At 69.1% G+C, this 15,317-nt stretch carries 15 protein-coding genes; 6 read left to right on the top strand and 9 right to left on the bottom strand.

Annotation, left to right across the window (positions count from 1 at the left end):
• Window positions 1–7 precede the first annotated feature (7 nt).
• From tagF to tssJ, 5 genes are read right to left on the bottom strand one after another with little or no spacing between them, the layout of a single operon-like run.
• Window positions 8–700 carry a type VI secretion system-associated protein TagF gene (tagF, locus tag ACFIMZ_RS26585; protein WP_431825370.1) on the bottom strand — a complete coding sequence of 231 codons (693 nt, stop codon included), beginning with the start codon at window positions 698–700 and terminating at the stop codon, window positions 8–10.
• A complete protein-coding gene (gene tssM / locus ACFIMZ_RS26580; RefSeq protein WP_431825250.1) occupies window positions 697–4,326 on the bottom strand; it encodes a type VI secretion system membrane subunit TssM in 3,630 nt (1,209 codons plus the stop codon). The genes tagF and tssM overlap by 4 nt, the downstream gene beginning before the upstream one ends.
• A 2-nt stretch (window positions 4,327–4,328) precedes the next feature.
• The gene (locus ACFIMZ_RS26575; protein ID WP_431825249.1) at window positions 4,329–5,651 is read right to left on the bottom strand and encodes a DotU family type VI secretion system protein; all 1,323 of its coding nucleotides are present in this window, start codon (window positions 5,649–5,651) and stop codon (window positions 4,329–4,331) included.
• 15 nt (window positions 5,652–5,666) lie between these two features.
• Window positions 5,667–7,037 carry a type VI secretion system baseplate subunit TssK gene (gene tssK, locus ACFIMZ_RS26570; RefSeq protein WP_431825248.1) on the bottom strand — a complete coding sequence of 457 codons (1,371 nt, stop codon included), beginning with the start codon at window positions 7,035–7,037 and terminating at the stop codon, window positions 5,667–5,669.
• On the bottom strand, window positions 7,034–7,552 hold the full coding sequence (gene tssJ, locus ACFIMZ_RS26565) for a type VI secretion system lipoprotein TssJ (RefSeq protein WP_431825247.1): 519 nt from the start codon (window positions 7,550–7,552) through the stop codon (window positions 7,034–7,036). The genes tssK and tssJ overlap by 4 nt, the downstream gene beginning before the upstream one ends.
• A 168-nt stretch (window positions 7,553–7,720) precedes the next feature.
• On the opposite strand from tssJ, the gene ACFIMZ_RS26560 reads away from it, so the two are divergent.
• The 3 genes from ACFIMZ_RS26560 to tagH all read left to right on the top strand — a co-directional run bounded on the left by ACFIMZ_RS26560 (window position 7,721) and on the right by tagH (window position 10,044).
• A complete protein-coding gene (locus tag ACFIMZ_RS26560; RefSeq protein ID WP_431825246.1) occupies window positions 7,721–7,999 on the top strand; it encodes a hypothetical protein in 279 nt (92 codons plus the stop codon).
• Window positions 8,000–8,172: 173 nt separating this feature from the next.
• Entirely contained in the window at window positions 8,173–8,586 is a 414-nt protein-coding gene (locus ACFIMZ_RS26555) for a TssQ family T6SS-associated lipoprotein (RefSeq protein ID WP_431825245.1), read from the top strand.
• 48 nt (window positions 8,587–8,634) lie between these two features.
• The gene (gene tagH / locus ACFIMZ_RS26550; RefSeq protein WP_431825244.1) at window positions 8,635–10,044 is read left to right on the top strand and encodes a type VI secretion system-associated FHA domain protein TagH; all 1,410 of its coding nucleotides are present in this window, start codon (window positions 8,635–8,637) and stop codon (window positions 10,042–10,044) included.
• Window positions 10,045–10,086: 42 nt separating this feature from the next.
• On the opposite strand, the gene ACFIMZ_RS26545 is transcribed toward tagH, so the two are convergent.
• Window positions 10,087–10,362 (bottom strand): DUF4430 domain-containing protein, encoded by a 276-nt coding sequence (locus tag ACFIMZ_RS26545; RefSeq protein ID WP_431825243.1) that lies wholly within the window; start codon window positions 10,360–10,362, stop codon window positions 10,087–10,089.
• 466 nt (window positions 10,363–10,828) lie between these two features.
• On the opposite strand from ACFIMZ_RS26545, the gene ACFIMZ_RS26540 reads away from it, so the two are divergent.
• Window positions 10,829–11,044, top strand: coding sequence for a hypothetical protein (locus tag ACFIMZ_RS26540; protein ID WP_431825242.1), 216 nt, complete (start codon window positions 10,829–10,831; stop codon window positions 11,042–11,044).
• On the opposite strand, the gene ACFIMZ_RS26535 is transcribed toward ACFIMZ_RS26540, so the two are convergent.
• Window positions 11,026–11,493 carry a universal stress protein gene (locus ACFIMZ_RS26535; RefSeq protein ID WP_431825241.1) on the bottom strand — a complete coding sequence of 156 codons (468 nt, stop codon included), beginning with the start codon at window positions 11,491–11,493 and terminating at the stop codon, window positions 11,026–11,028. The two genes, ACFIMZ_RS26540 and ACFIMZ_RS26535, sit on opposite strands and share 19 nt — an antisense overlap.
• Before the next feature lie 423 nt (window positions 11,494–11,916).
• Between ACFIMZ_RS26535 and ACFIMZ_RS26530 the strand changes: the two genes are divergently transcribed.
• Together ACFIMZ_RS26530 and ACFIMZ_RS26525 are read left to right on the top strand one after the other, a co-directional pair.
• Complete coding sequence (locus tag ACFIMZ_RS26530) at window positions 11,917–12,159, top strand: hypothetical protein (protein ID WP_431825240.1); 243 nt, start codon at window positions 11,917–11,919, stop codon at window positions 12,157–12,159.
• Window positions 12,160–12,195: 36 nt separating this feature from the next.
• Window positions 12,196–12,366 carry a hypothetical protein gene (locus ACFIMZ_RS26525; protein WP_431825239.1) on the top strand — a complete coding sequence of 57 codons (171 nt, stop codon included), beginning with the start codon at window positions 12,196–12,198 and terminating at the stop codon, window positions 12,364–12,366.
• An 87-nt stretch (window positions 12,367–12,453) separates the two neighbouring features.
• Here ACFIMZ_RS26525 and ACFIMZ_RS26520 read toward each other — a convergent pair whose 3' ends face one another.
• Together ACFIMZ_RS26520 and ACFIMZ_RS26515 are read right to left on the bottom strand one after the other, a co-directional pair.
• A complete protein-coding gene (locus ACFIMZ_RS26520) occupies window positions 12,454–13,899 on the bottom strand; it encodes an NAD-dependent succinate-semialdehyde dehydrogenase (RefSeq protein ID WP_431825238.1) in 1,446 nt (481 codons plus the stop codon).
• Between the two features lie 85 nt (window positions 13,900–13,984).
• A complete protein-coding gene (locus ACFIMZ_RS26515) occupies window positions 13,985–15,304 on the bottom strand; it encodes a c-type cytochrome (RefSeq protein WP_431825237.1) in 1,320 nt (439 codons plus the stop codon).
• Window positions 15,305–15,317 lie beyond the last annotated feature (13 nt).

The following is a 15,317-nucleotide window of genomic DNA, read 5'->3' as shown; positions in this document are numbered from 1 at the left end:
GAGGCCGCTACGCGTCGCCGCCGAACAGCCGCAGGAACAGCCGGCTGTCCGGCGCGCCGGTATGCGCGAGCGTGCGCAGCGGCGATCCGTCGGCGCGATTGGTCCACCAGAAGCTCGTCGCGCCATGCGGATCGAAATACCCGGACAGCCCCGGCCACGCGGGTGTCGCCGGCCGCTCCGGCAACGCATGCGGCGACGGCGCGTCCGGGTCGCCATCGCGCGCGGCCCGCCCTGCGCCGTCGGGCGCGAGCCGCACCTGTTCCAGCGTCTGCTCGAGATCGACCGGCGTGCGCGCGTGCCGGATCGCGTCGAGCAGCGCGCTGCCGATCTGCCAGTAGAACGCGTCGGCGGTGTCCGGCAGCCCGCTCCAGTAATCGGCCGTGCTCAGCGGCAGCGTGACGAGCAGCGGGTAGTAGCGCCCCACCCGGTCGCAGCTCGGCGCGACGCAGCCGGGCTGCACGCATGCCACGCCGGCCCCCGCCGGGATCAGGAAATTCCAGACCGGCGCGACCGTGTAATGGCGCGCGATCTCGTCCGTGCCGCGCTGGCGCATCGCGGCCATCCCCTGCTGGAGCCAGCGCTCCCACCAGCCGGCGAGCGTGTGCGGCAGCCGGCGGCTCACGAAGTCCCCCGCGCCCGGGATCTTTCCGTACCAGGCCGGCGGAACGCCTCCGGTCGTGCGCGCCGGCGTCGTGCTCATGGCTTCGGAGGGCATGCGAAGGACTCCATCTGGGCCAGCCTGAACGGATTGCGGACGCTGCTCGCGGTCACCAGCAGCACGATCGGTTTCCCGTCGACCGAGAAGCGCGCGACCAACTGCTCGGACCCGCGCCCGGCCGACAGCGCCGCGCGGTCGAACAGCCGGTGCAGCGCCCATGGCCCGTCGGTCGTGATGCCGTCCGCCGCGCCCGCCATGCCGGTCGCCTGCAGCCGCACCTGGTTGCTGCCGCGCGGGCCCGGCCACTGCACCGCGCTCGGCACGAGCGGCCCGTGCGCGTAGCGGACGATCTGGCCGTCGACGTCGAGCACCATCTCGGCGATCGCCGGGTCCATTTCGAGCGGCTGGATCTGCGCCCTCAGCTGCGCGGCGCGCGCGCCGCCTCCGAAATACACGTCGCGGATCACCGCGGCCTTCTCGAACGACGCGAGCATCGCGGCCGCCGCCGGGTCCGCGTCCGCGTTGCGGTTCGCGAAGCGCCACGGATGCGACGTCGTGTCGACGATCGGCTGCAGGTTCTTCTGGAAGAAGTCGTCCATCAGGCCGCCCGGCGCGAACAGCTGCGCGAAGTCCGACGGCGCGACGTCGCGCGACGACCCGCGCGCGAACGGATAGCGGCCGTCGATCGCCTGCCGGCAGAAGTCGCCGACGTTCGCGCCCGCGCGCTGCGCAACGCTGCGCTGCTCGACGGTCGCGACGCTGCCGTTCGCGACGTTCGACAGGTCGTCGAGCACTTCGCGGAACGGCGTCGGCAGCCGGCCGGCCTGCGCGCGCAGCCGCGCCGGCGCGTCGGACGGCGGCGGCGTCGCGCCGCTCCTCAACGCGTCGTCGGTCGCGGTCAGGTACGTGTACAGCGCGTCGATCGCCTTCAGCACCGCGTCGAACGACGCGGCCTGGTCGCCGCTGCCCGGCGCGAACGTGCGCAGGCCCGCGAAATGGCTGTCGACGACCTGTTCCGGGCTCGCGGGCGCGGCGGCCCCCGCGTCCGCGTCGCCGCCCGGCTGGCCCGCGAAGATCTGCGCGAGCGAGCTGCGCGCCTCGTCGACCTTGTCCTGCGCGCGCGACGCGAGATTGCGCGCGCCGCCGGGCGCATCGCCGAGCGCCGTGTCGCGCGCGAGCGCGACCATCAGCCGGGTCAGCGGCGAATCCGCCGAGGACAGCGCGCGCGCGACCTGGATGCTCTGCGCGAGCGTCGACGTGCGCTGCAGCCGGAGGTCGCCGAGATAGTCGTCCCAGATCTTCAGGTAGTCGTTCAGATAAAGCTGCCGGACGTCGCGCGCCCACGCGGCCGCATCGTTCGTGCCCGGCATCTCGGACGCGCCGAGATTCAGCACCCACACCTCCTCGCGGCCGAACGCATCGACCGCACCGGCCAGGCGCGGCGCAAACACGTTGCGATAGCCGTTGCGCGTATAGAGCCCCGGCACGCCGTCCGCGAGCGGCTTGCCGCTCTGGCGGCGGAACACCATCGACGCATCGGGCCCGACCGCGCGCGCGACGCTGAAGTCGTACGACGCGGTGGCCGGCCGCAGCGTGCGCGCGAGCTGCCGGTACAGCCGCTGCGAGAACGGCACCTGCCGCAGCCGCTCGCGCACGTCGGCGACGAGCCGCTCGTTCATCGGGAACGGCGACACCGCGACGCGACTGCCGAACAGCGCCGCCAGATGCGCGCGCAACGCCGCGCGCTGCGCCGACGAGAAATCGGCCGGCAGCGAGCGCTCCATCTCGAGATCGACGACGGCCTGGACGAACGCGGGGTCATAATGCGCGCCGTCGTAGAGCATCAGGTACGCCTTCAGCGCCGCATACGCGTATTCGACGTCGTCCGGCCGCGCCTCGCGCAGCGCCGCTTCCATCCGGCTCGCGGCGATCGGCAGCAGCACGTCGTCGAGCGCGCGCCGGTAGATCGCGTCGACCGCCTCGTCGATCTTCTCGCCCTGGAACAGCCCCCAGCGATACGCGAGCGGCGGATGCGCGAGATCGACGCCGCCCGCGTTCGCCAGGCTGCCCAGCGCGTCGAGCACCGGCAGCAGCCGCGCGACGTCCGCGGCGCCCGCGATCGTCGCGCCGGCGATCTGCGCATCGACGGCCGGCACGCGCGCGGCGATCTGGTCCAGATACGCGCGGTTGTTCGAATAGCTCTTGAGCCACGCGGCGAGCATCGCGACGCACAGGAACGCGAGCACCACGTAGCCGACGAGCTGCAGCACGCGCCGCCGCTGGTGCCAGCGCAGGTTGCTGCCCGCGAGCGCGGCCTCGCGGAAGATGTGGTCCTGCAGCAGCGATTTCAGGAAGAAGCTTTTCCCCGTCGCCCCCGACTGCGCGACGGGCGGCACGCCCTCGATCTTCAGGAAGCGCTTGATGCCGCTCATCACGCGATCGAACGCGGTGCCCTCCTGCGTGCCGCTCGTCAGGTAGACGCCGCGCAGCATCGGCATCGGCTCGAAGCTCGACACCGAGAATACTTCGGCGACGAACTGGCCGAGCAGGTCCTGCAGATCGGCGATCTGCTGCGGCAGCAGATAGCTCATCTCGCGCTGGCGCGCATCGGTCTGCGACGCGAGCAGTTCGGGCAGCGCATCGTTGAGCCGGCGGTGCAGCAGCCGGTATTCGCGGTCGAACGCCGCGCGCAGGTCGAAGCCGGCTGCGTCGGCTTGCGCGAGCGGGAACGTGAAGCCCCACACCTGCGCGCACTCCGCGCGGCCATACCCGCCGAAATACTCGGCGAAGCCCGCGAGCAGGTCGGCCTTCGTGACGAGCAGATAGACCGGAAAGCGGATGCCGAGCTGCGCGCGCAATTCGAGCAGCCGCTTGCGCAGCACCATCGCGTGCTGCGTGCGCTCCGCTTCGGACGCGCCGAGCAGGTCGGCGACGCTGATCGTCAGCATCGCGCCGTTGAGCGGCTGGCGCGCGCGGTATTTCTTCAGCAGGTCGACGAAGCCCTTCCACTCCGCCTCGTCGAGCGCGCGATTGCCTTCGTGCGTCGTATAGCGGCCGGCGGTGTCGATCAGCACCGCGTCGTTCGTGAACCACCAGTCGCAGTGCCGCGTGCCCCCGACGCCGCGGATCGCCGCGCGGCCGAACTGCTCGGCGAGCGGGAAGCTGAGCCCCGAATTGACGAGCGCCGTCGTCTTGCCCGAGCCCGGCGCGCCGATGAACACGTACCACGGCAACTGGTACAGATACTGCCGCGACATCCGTTCGAGCCAGTGCGACAGCCCCTTGCGCGCGCCGTCGGCCTGGCCGAAGCGGACTTTCTTCAGCAGCGTCGCGGCCTCGTCGAAACGGCTGCGCAGCTCGTCGAGCTGGGCTTTCGCCGCGTCGTCGGGGCCAGCCGTGCGCGGCGCGGCGTCGCGCAACTGGTTCAGCAGCTGCGCGTTGAGCCGGCCGGCGCGCCAGCCGCGCCACGCGAGGCGCCCGCCCCACGCGGCGAACAGCACGACGATCGTCAGCGCGCGCACCCAGCCGCTTTCGAGCGGGCGAACGTCGGCGAACGCGAGCAGCGGGCCCGCGAGCCAGATGAAGCACGCGAGCACGACGAGCCCCGCGAAGGTCCAGATTTCCCGCGACGGCAACGGGCGGACGAAGCGTGCGACGGCCTGGCTCATGGTCAGCGCGTCTCCCTGGCGGCTGCGGCGTCGCCGCCCGGCGCGGGCAGCAGCGTGATCTCGACGCGCCGGTTGCGCGCGCGATTGGCCGGCGTGTCGTTCGGCGCGACCGGGTCGAGCGTGCCGCGCCCTTCCGCCGCGAGCCGCTCCGGATGGTCGAGCCGCGCCGCGAGCAGGCTGCGCACGCTTTCCGCGCGCTCGCGCGACAGGTCCCAGTTCGACGCGAAGCGCGCGGTGTGCACCGGCGTGTCGTCGGTATAGCCGCTCACGCGCACGTTGCCGGGCACCTTGTTCAGCGCATCGGCGACCCGCGTCAGCACCGGCAGGTAGCGGTCGATCACCGACGTCGAGCCCGACTGGAACAGCCCGTCGCCGCGCAGCACGATCACGCTGCGATCCGCGTCGTCGCGCACCGACACGAGCCCCGCCGCGATCTCCGGTTCGAGGAACTTCGCGATGCGCGGCGCGCTCGGGGCGCGCGGCGCCGGCTGCGCGGGCTGCAGCTTCGGCACGTGCAGCGCGTCGATCGACGCGAACAGCCGGTCCGAATGGCCGGCGAGCGCGATCCGCAGGCCCGCGAACACCCCGAAGCCGAGCAGCAGCGCGAGCGCCGCGCACACCCACAGCGGCACCGTGAAGCGCCGTGTGACGTCGCGCGTGACGACGTCGCGCCAGTGCGGCGACAGCGCCGGATCGAACTCGCCGCGCACCGAGCGGATCGTCTGCGCGAGCTGGCGGCGCAGCGCGTCGAGCTGCGCGTGGCCGCTGTCGAGCACGCGATAGCGGCCTTCGAAACCGAGCGCGAGACAGAAATACAGCAGCTCCAGCAGGTCGAGATGCTGGCGCGGCTGCTGCGACAGCCGTTCGAGCAGGTGGAAGAACTTCTCGCCGCCCCAGGTCTCGTTGTGGAACGACACGAGCAGGCTGTGCGACGACCACACGCTGCCGCCCCATGGCGTCAGCGCCGCGGCCTCGTCGAGCGCCGTGCACAGGCAGTAGCGCGCGCCGATGATCGCCTCGGACGCGACCCCCGCCTCCTGCGCGCGCGCCTCGAACTGCCGGATCTCGACCACGAGATGCTCGCGCAGCCACGCCGGGTTCGGATGGTGGACCGTCGAGCGGATCTGCGGCACGAGGTTGAGCAGCGGATTCGCGGCGGCGACGAGCGGGTTCGTGCCGCTCGCCGCCCAGCGGCCCGGCCTCGGCTGCATGGCGGACGCGCCGGCCGGGCCGGCCGCCGCGTCGGCAGCCGCGTGCATGCCGCCCGGATTCGGCGGCACGAAGCCGCCTGCGCCGGCGGAGAACGAATCGGTAGAAGAGTTCATCGCGACCTCCCTCCGCTATCCGCGTATTGCCCAGAACTCCATCGAGAGTCCCGGGAATTCGCCGGCCAGATGCAGCGCGAGACCGCCGGAGCGCGCGAGCTGCTTCCACAGGTCGCCGCCCTTGTCGATCTCGAAGTAGGTATGGCCCGCGTGATACGGAATCTGCCGCGGCGCGACCGGCAGCTGGCGCATCGCGATGCCCGGCAGCTGCAGCTGCACGAGATCGCGGATGCGCTCGACGGGCCCGAGCTTCGCCTGCGCCGGAAAGCGCGCGCGCAGGCTGTCGGCCGGCACGTCCGCGCGCACCGCGAGCACGAAGCCCGCCGTGTCGCGCAGCGACGGATCGGCGAGCGTCGCGACCCTCATCCCGTTGCCGGCGTCGCGCAGCTCGATCTGGATCGCGTTCTGCTCGAGCACCGTCGACAGCGAACGGCGCAGCTCGGCCATCAGTTCTCCGAAGCTCGCGCGCAAGTCGTCGTGCCGGTAGATCGCGAGCGCTTGCGGCCGCCGGCCGGCCGCGGTGAACGTGCTCAGGTCGCACGCGAGCTTCAGCCAGTCGCAGAACAGCGTCTCCGGATGCGCGGCGACGTCCTGCTGCGCGTGCCAGGTGAGCGCCAGATAGCGGTTGACGAGCTGCAGCAGCAGGAAATCCGCGACTTCCGACACGCCGCCGCGCCCCGGTTCCGACAGCCGTGCGGCCAGCGCCTCGCTGCGCTGCGTCAGTAGCCCGTGCAGCTCGCGCGTGTGCCGCAGCAGCACCGGGTCTCGTTGCGCGACGAGCCGCGGCGGGATGTAGCCGTCGTCGACCAGCAGCCGGCCATCGGTGCGCCGCTCGACGATCCGCGCGACGCCGAGCGCGTGCCAGTCGCCCGTCAGTTCCGCTTCGAGCATCAGCCGCACGTTGAGGCGGCCCGTCTGCAGCAGCGCGGGGCCAAGCGCGACCGCGTTCGCGTCGGCGATCTCGTATTCGCGCACGACGTAGCGCGCGACGTCCGCGTCGCCTTCGCCGCCGAACGACACCTCCTCCGCACCGCCGCGCCAGTGCGGCAGCGCGAGCACGACGAGCTGGTCCTTCGCGTCGGCGGGCACGTCGAACGGCTCGGGCAGGTCGTCCGGATGCGCGAGGCCGAACGGCGTGCCGTCGCGCATCACGCCCGACGCCGCGCGCAGCGCGACCTTGCCGAGCGCGAGCAGCTCGCGATCGATCTCCAGCGCGTCGAACCCCCAGCCGAACCCCAGCAGCGGCAGGCAGCGCAGGCTCACATAGCGTTCCCAATGCCGTTCGAGCTGCTGGAAATGCTGCGGCCGCAGGAACATCCCTTCGGTCCACACCACCCGCTGGCGCAGGGCCGCGACCGGCGTCGCCGACAATGACGGTTCGTTCATGGGCGCCCCCGCGCATCGCCGCCGAGCCCGATCCCGCCGTTGCGCACCGCGATCGACAGCTTCAGCTCGCCCGGCGCGGTCTGCCAGAACTTGTAGGCATTGAGCTGCTTCGCGTGCGGCAACGGCACCGTGAGCCGCCAGCGGTTCTTTTCGAGCACGCGGTATTCGGCGACGACGCCGAGCGCGCCCGCTTCCACGTTGCCGCGGTAATGCAGCGTGCGCGCCTCGCCCGGCCGCAGGATGATCCGGTCGACGCCGAGCAGGTCCGCGCCGAGCACGCCCTCCGGCTTGTCCTGCAGCGAGAAGAAATCCGCGCTCTCGAATCCCGACGCGGCCTTGAGCTGGAACACCTTCAGCACGATCGGCGACGGCTTGCGGTTGAGGTCCGGGTTGACGTCGGGCGCGACGTCGACCGTGATCGCATACGGCACCGCAGCGGCGCGCTCCGTCGCGCCGCATCCCGGGAGCAGCAGCATGCACCCCAGGACAATGAAACCACCGGACCGCCGTCGCATATTCGATCCTCGCAGCGCAATCAGTCTCCACCGGTTTCCCGATGACGGAAACCGGTCCGATCGTTGAATCAGGGACGATGATTCATTCGGTAATTATGTAATCCAGCCTTCCTTTCATCGCGATTTCATTCGGCAATTTATTCATTTAAAAGCCGGGTCGAATCATCCTTGCTTTCCGAAAATCATGAACCGGAAATCGAAAATAAAATGGCATCGATTCCCGACCGATTCCCGGATGCCTTGCTTGCCGACGCGGCACGAATCTCGTACGCGGACACCCATCAGACGGACGCGACGCAACGTCCGCCGGCCTGGACGCCGGCGGCGACATGCGACTCGGGTGACGTGCCAAGCTGTTCACGCCGCCGGAATAAACGGCCCGCTTTTACGCACTGGGATGAGCGCTTCAAAACAACTGACGAAACCAAAAAGCACACCGAACTATAGGTTCGATTTTTCGGATTAACAAGGCGCATTCCGAATCAAATAAGGCGTCTGCCCTGGATTATTGTTTCAAGATGAAACGAAACGTAACAGCCTGTCCGGTTCCGATGATTGGCACTAGAATCCAACAGCACCGCGCGTCACCCGTCCAATCACCGGAATCCGTCCCTACAAGAATGAAAGGCCGTTCGTCGCTGGTTGTCTGCCTTGGCCTCGTGCTGCTGGGCATGAGCGGCTGCAGCAGCACGTCCACGAGCCCATCCGCGAGCACGTCCCCGGCCCAGTCGGCCGCGCGCGCCGCGGTCGACAGCGCGCGCGCCGCGTACGCCGCGGGCGACTACGGCCGCACGATCGTGATCCTCGGTCATGCGCGCGAAATCGACGGCGCCGACGTCGACACGCAGGTCGCCGCGCACAAGCTGCTCGCGTTCAGCTACTGCGTGACGAACCGCGTCGCGACGTGCCGGGCCGAGTTCTCGAAGATCCTCGATCTCAAACCGCGCTTCGAGCTGTCCCCCGCCGAGAAGGGGCATCCGATCTGGGGGCCGGCGTTCGAGGCCGCACGCCGCAGACATGCGTCGGCGTCCTGAACAAACCGGTGTCCCGGCGAGCGCTTCATCCAGCGAGCGACGTCTGACATGCAACTGACCGTGATCGAACATGCCGGCGAGCCGGTCGGCAGCGAACGCTTCGACGCCGTCGTGTTTCGCCCGCCGGGCGGCACCATCGGCCGGGACGGCGACAATCATCTCGTGCTGCGCGACGACACGCGGCAGATCTCGCGGCTGCAGGCGCTGCTGCAGGTCGGCGACGACGCGTGCCTGCTGAAGAACCTCAGCAGCGTGTCCACCATCGAAGTGAACCGCGTGCCGATCGCGTATGCGCAGGAGCGGCCGCTCAACGACGGCGACATCGTCAGGATCGGGCCTTACGTGCTGCGCGCGGAGCGCGAGGACGCGGCCGGGCGGAACGATGCGGCCTCCGCGCGCACGGTCGATATGACGGACGGCGCACGCGATCCGGCGGCGCCGCACGACGATGCGAAAGTGACCGGCAACCGCCTGTGGGGCCGGCTGCACGACCGCTTCGCGCGCGGCAAGACGCCGGACGAGGCCGCACCGCGAGCGCCGGCCGGCCCGGATGGCAAGCCCGCCGAGCGCGCAGCCGCGACACCGTCGTCCGCACCGCCGCGCGACTTGCGTCAGTTGTCGACCGATCCGCTCGATCTGTTCGCGCAACCGTCGGCGGACGCCGGCTCATCGGCCGATGCCGGACCCGACGACGTGCAGCGTGCGTCCGAAGGTTCGCAAGCCTGGTTTACGCAGGCCGACCATGCGCCCGAATGGACGCAGCACGTGCGCGTGCAGCCGGCGGCCGCATCCGCCGAAGCGCCCGACGCCGACACCGACGCCCCGCCGTCCGCCGCGCGCGCGCCGGAGCCCGCGACGCCGGACGCGCTGCTGCGCGCGTTCTTCGAAGGCGCCGGGATCGACGCCGCCGACCCGCATCGATGGTCGGCGGAGCAGTTGTACATCGCCGGCCAGCTGCTCGCGCTGTTCGCGAACGGCACGGTCGAGCTGCTGTCGTCGCGCAGCATCCTGAAGCGCGAGGTGAAGGCGCACATGACGATGCTGCTCGACCGCGAGAACAATCCGCTGAAGCTGTTGCCGGACGGCGGCGCGGTGCTGCGGCAGATGTTCGGGCTGCCGCTGCCGGGCTTCATGTCGCCGCAGAGCGCGGTCAGCGATGCGTTCCAGGATCTGCACGCGCACCAGATCGGCATGGTCGCCGGCATGCGCGCCGCGCTGACGGACCTGCTGACGCGCTTCTCGCCGCAGCGCCTGCGCGAGCGCGACGACACGCCGCCGCCGTGGTACGAGAAGCATCTGCCGGTGCTGTACAAGGCGCGGATGTGGGACCGCTATGCGGCGACGCATCGCGATACGGTGTTCGCAATCGAGGACGATTTCGCGTCGGTGTTCGGGAAGGCGTTTCTGGCGGCCTATGACGCGGAAGTCGAGAGTTATCGGGGGAGCGGCCGGCATTGAAGGGGCGGATGCCGGCCGCGTCGCATGTCTGTGCGACGAACGTCAAACCAGCGGCGGATGAACCGCCTGCTTCAAGCCGCTCGAGTAGTGCTTGTAGTCCCAGGCCACGCTATCGCCGGGCTGCAGCGTGTAGACCGCACACGAGACCTCGGGCATCTGGCCGTTGACGAAATACACCCACCAGTAGCCGTTGCCGCCCTGGTTCGCCTCGACTCCACCCAAGGCCGTAATGAACAGGCTCGCGCCCGAACCCTGCCATTGCGGGTTGAGCGCGGGCGACACGCCGTCGGCCGTCAGCAGATCGAATACGGTTGTCACGCCGGGGGCAATCGCGATGCTGTCGTTCGCTTGCCACGGTGGATTGTGAAATTCAGAACCCCAATCGACGAATTGATTCGCTACCGCATTGGCCATGACGATATCTCCGTAGTGGTGGTTAATGACCGAACTGCGCCCCTCTGTTCCTATTCGTTGCTTGTTGAAAGTGCCCGGTTCTGACCTGGGTGCCGGAAAGCCATATCGATTGCGCGCTGGTCGCTCGATTCAAACGGATCGCCAAATCGCAGGCGTAGCCAATCACGGGCTGACTGTTTCAATCAGGCGGCGCCGCACGGCGATTGTTCCAAAATCTACCGGCATGATCCCCGTTGCGTAGAGGACGTACCGCAATGCAGTGTCGTGCTGGGCCTATGGCGCAGTTGTCATTCTTCGATTGCAGGCTTCTATTGCAGGCGCCTTTTCCGCCCGTGAAATCCTGATATTCGTATTGATCAGAGAATAGGCGATGGACCAGTGGCCCGCAATGTCGTTGCGCGCTTTGGCGGCAGCCGCCTGCAACGCGCCGAGCCCAGTTGAAGCGGAGCAATTGATCGCGCGCAACCGGACAAGCGAGCCGGTGCGAATTGTCTTCCCGCGGATTTACAGCGAAACGAACGGCGGAATCGATGACTGCGACGATGCATCCTTCGTTGCGCCCGCCGTCTACTCGTTGTGTGACTGAGGCGTTTTCGACGTCCGGACCACAAGCACGGGGATGCTGCAATGCGTGAGCACTTTCTGGGTCTCGCTGCCGATCAGCAGGCCGCGTACCCCGCTGCGGCCGTGAGACGCCATGACGACGAGGTCGCACCCCCGCTGCGCGGCAACGTTGATGATGGCTTCATACGGGCGGTCCTGGGTGACCGTCACGGTCTCGCAGGCGACGCCCGCCTCGGCGGCGGCGGCGGTCACTGTCGCGAGATAGGCTTCGGCATGTTGCTGGACGACCTGAATGAACCGCTCTTTCGTGTCGCCGAGCATTTCCGACTCGTATGTGAGAACGTGAAATTCCGGCATCACGTGCACGGCGGTGAGAGCGGCTCGATGTTCCTTGGCGAGGGCGACCGCCATCTGGATCGCCGCAACGGAAAGATCCGATCCGTCGGTCGGTACGAGCAGGTGCTTGAACATGGACTTCTCCACCGGGCAGGCCTGCCAGAACTGCTGTCCCGCGTAAAGCCCGCCGCCTGAGCCGGGACGACTGCTTCAAGTATAGTCAGCCGAATGTAATGCGGCGGTGCATCCGGCGCCCGGAAGCGGCCGTTCCCAGGCAAAAAGCGCCGCCGCCCCGGTGATCGCGGACGGCGGCGCGTTTGCGCCGCGGCGAGGCCGCAGCATCCCGACTTCGAGCATGAACGCTCGGGCTCCGGCTATGCGGGCACCGGCACCGATATGAGACCAAGTAACGGTAAACTCCGGTCCCTCCGCTTTGGCCGACGATGAAGAACTACAACGGGCCGTCACCACTTATCAATCACGGGGTTTTCAATGTTCAAGAATGCGTGGGCTGGGAAGGAGCCACTCTGGAAGGTTTGGTGGGGTCTCGGAATTCCCATGTGCGCAATCCTGACCCTGATCAACGTCTACGTCATGTACATGCTGCCGCTGACGACACCGACGGCATACATCATCTGGATACCGGCGTGGGTCGTGGAGATCGTGCTGGTCGCCGCATGGAGCCGCGTGACCTGGATCTGCGCGCCGAACGTGAAACACCGCCTCTGGATGTACCTCGCACGAGGCTGGATCGTCCTCTGGCTTCTTTCGCAGGTCCGGCACACGCTGCTGAACGGCTAGGATTGAACGAACCAGTGGCGGGCATCAGGAATGTTCGTGATTGATCAAGTGACGGCCCTTCCTCCACAGCCAGCCGATCTGGAGCGTGCGGCTTCCGAGCAAGGGTTCAGCTTCATTGGGCGCTTGATTGATGAGTGGCGCGACGGAAGCAACCGGTTCGACAAACCGGGCGAGTGTCTGCTCATGCACACGGCGAATGCGCCGTGACGCGTTGCATCGCCGCGCCGACCGCGCCGAAGCCCGCGCGGCTCCGATCACACCGGAGCCGCGGCATCGACGCGGCTGCTGTAGCCGTCACACCGCCATGACCGTCACCGACTTGGTCACGAGATACGGCTCGAGCGCCTCCGGCCCGCCTTCCGACCCATAGCCCGAATCCTTCACGCCACCGAACGGCATTTCCGGCCACGGCGTCGCCGGCTGGTTGATCCACAGCATCCCGACTTCGAGACGCTGCGTGAGCAGATGCACGTTCGCGAACGAGCGCGTAAACGCATACCCGGCGAGCCCATACGGCAGCCGGTTCGCTTCCGAGATCGCGTCCTCGAGCACGTCGAAGCCGCGAACCGCCGCGACCGGCCCGAACGGCTCGTTGTTGAACACGTCCGCCTCGAGCGGCACGTCGGCCAGCACCGTCGGCGCGAAGAAGTTGCCTTCCGTGCCGATCCGCGCGCCGCCCGTCTCGACGCGTGCGCCGACCGCGCGCGCGTTCTCGACGACCGACGTCATCGCGGCGATCCGGCGCGTGTTCGCGAGCGCGCCGAGCGTCGTGCCCTCTTCGAGCCCGTTGCCCACCTTCAGCCCTTCCGCATGCCTGACGAGCGCGCGCGTGAATTCGTCGCGGATGCTGTTGTGCACCAGGAAGCGCGTCGGCGAGATGCACACCTGCCCCGCGTTGCGGAATTTCGCGCCGCCGGCGGCCTTCACCGCGAGCGCGACGTCCGCGTCCTCGGCGACGATCACCGGCGCATGCCCGCCCAGCTCCATCGTCGCGCGCTTCATGTGCTGGCCCGCGAGCGCGGCCAGGTGCTTGCCGACCGGCGTCGAGCCGGTGAACGTCACCTTGCGGATCACCGGATGCGGAATCAGGTATGCGGAGATCTCGGCCGGATCGCCGTACACGAGGCCGATCACGCCGGCCGGCACGCCGGCGTCGACGAACGCGCGCAGCAGCGCGGCCGGCGACGCCGGCGTCTCCTCCGGCGCCTTCACGAGGAACGAGCAGCCGGTCGCGAGCGCGGCGCTCAGCTTGCGCACGACCTGGTTGACCGGGAAATTCCACGGCGTGAACGCGGCAACCGGGCCGACCGGCTCCTTCACGACCGTCTGCTGCGCGCCGAGGTTGCGCGACGGCACGATGCGGCCGTACACGCGCCGCCCTTCATCGGCGAACCATTCGATGATGTCCGCGGCCGCCAGCACTTCGAGGCGCGCTTCGACAAGGGGCTTGCCCTGCTCCTGCGTCATCAGCTGCGCGATTCCGTCCGCGCGTTCGCGCACCAGCGCGGCCGCCTTGCGCATCGTCGCCGCGCGCTCGTGCGCGGGCACCCGGCGCCACTGCTCGAAGCCGCGCTGCGCGGCGGCCAGCGCGCGGTCGAGATCGGCGATGCCCGCGTGGGCCACCTTGCCGATCACCTTGCCGGTCGCCGGGTTGACGACGTCGATCGTCTTGCCGCTCGCGGCATCCGTCCATTCGCCGTTGATCAGGAGTTGCGTATCCGTATAAGTCACGTGAGCCATCCAGACACCCCTACTTTTGCGTCAAAAAAGGTGCGCCGCCTCGCGAACGAGCGCGCACCGGTTAACCGAAGTCCGACCCGCGCGCTCAACGCGCCGCCTGGGTCGCCTTGCGGAGCTTCGCAACCTCCGCCGCCTGCACGGCCGGCGCGCCGTTGTTCCAGCCGGCGCGCATGAACGTCAGCACGTCGGCGATCTGCCGGTCGGTCAGCACGTTCGAGAACGCCGGCATCGGGTACGCCGACGGCACGCCGTCGATCGCCAGCGTCTCGCTGCCGTTGAGCGTCACGTTGATCAGCGACGCCGCATCCTGCTCCAGCAGGTTCGGGTTGCCGGCCAGCGGCGACAGCAGCGGCGCATAGCCGCGCCCGTCCACGCCGTGGCAATGCAGGCAGTAAGCGTTATACACCTTCGCGCCCGGATCGTTCGCCGGCCGGGCCAGCGCGACCTGGGTCGCCTTCGGGTCGTAGCGGTACGGCGGCGCGCCGTTCCCGCCCGCCGCCGGCAGCGACTTCAGGTAGCGGGCCATCGCCGTCAGGTCCTCGTCGGTGAGCGCCTGCGTGCTGTGGTTGATCACGCTCACCATCGAGCCGAACGCGGTCGCATGCCGGTTCGCGCCGGTCTTCAGGAACTGCGCGACGTCCGCCTCGCTCCAGCGGCCGAGCCCCGTATTGTGCTCGCCCGTCAGGTTCGATGCGAACCAGTTGTCGATCGGCGCGCCTGACAGGAACGCCGCGCCGCCCTCGTCGAGCGCCTTCTCCTGGAACCCGACGCCGCGCGGCGTGTGGCACGACCCGCAGTGTCCGAGGCCCTGCACGAGATACGCGCCGCGATTCCACATCGCGTCCTTGCCCGGCTTGTCCGCATAGGCGGCCGTGTCGAGGAACACCGCGTTCCACAGCTTGAGCGGCCAGCGCAGGTTCAGCGGCCACGGGATGTCGGACGCGCGGTTCGGCTGCTTCACGGGCTCGACGCCATTCATGAAATACGCATAGAGCGCCTTCACGTCGTCGTCCTTCAGCTTCGCGTACGACGGATACGGCATCGCCGGATACAGGTTGCGGCCGTCCTTCGCGACGCCCGCGCGCAGCGCGCGCGCGAAGTCGGCTTCCGTGTAGCGGCCGATGCCCGTGTCCGGGTCGGGCGTGATGTTGGTCGTGTAGATCGCGCCCATCGGCGTGTCCATCTTCAGGCCGCCGGCGAACGGCGTACCATCGTGCGGCGCGGTATGGCAGGCGACGCAGTCGCCCGCCTTCGCCAGATACGCGCCGCGCGCGACGAGCGCCGCGTCGGGCGTCGCGGCCTGGGCGGCCTGTGCGGCGGCGGCCGCCGCCGCCGCGACAGCGACGGTGACAGCGGCCGCGCCGAGCGCCTTCGCGGCGCGCGCCAGGGGTGTGATTCGAATCATCCAGGTCCTCGAT

It is taken from the genome of Burkholderia sp. F1, from assembly GCF_050813845.1.
Classification (GTDB): domain Bacteria; phylum Pseudomonadota; class Gammaproteobacteria; order Burkholderiales; family Burkholderiaceae; genus Burkholderia; species Burkholderia ubonensis.
Note: the sequence above shows the minus strand (reverse complement) of the source record. Positions and strands in the feature narration are given on the sequence as shown.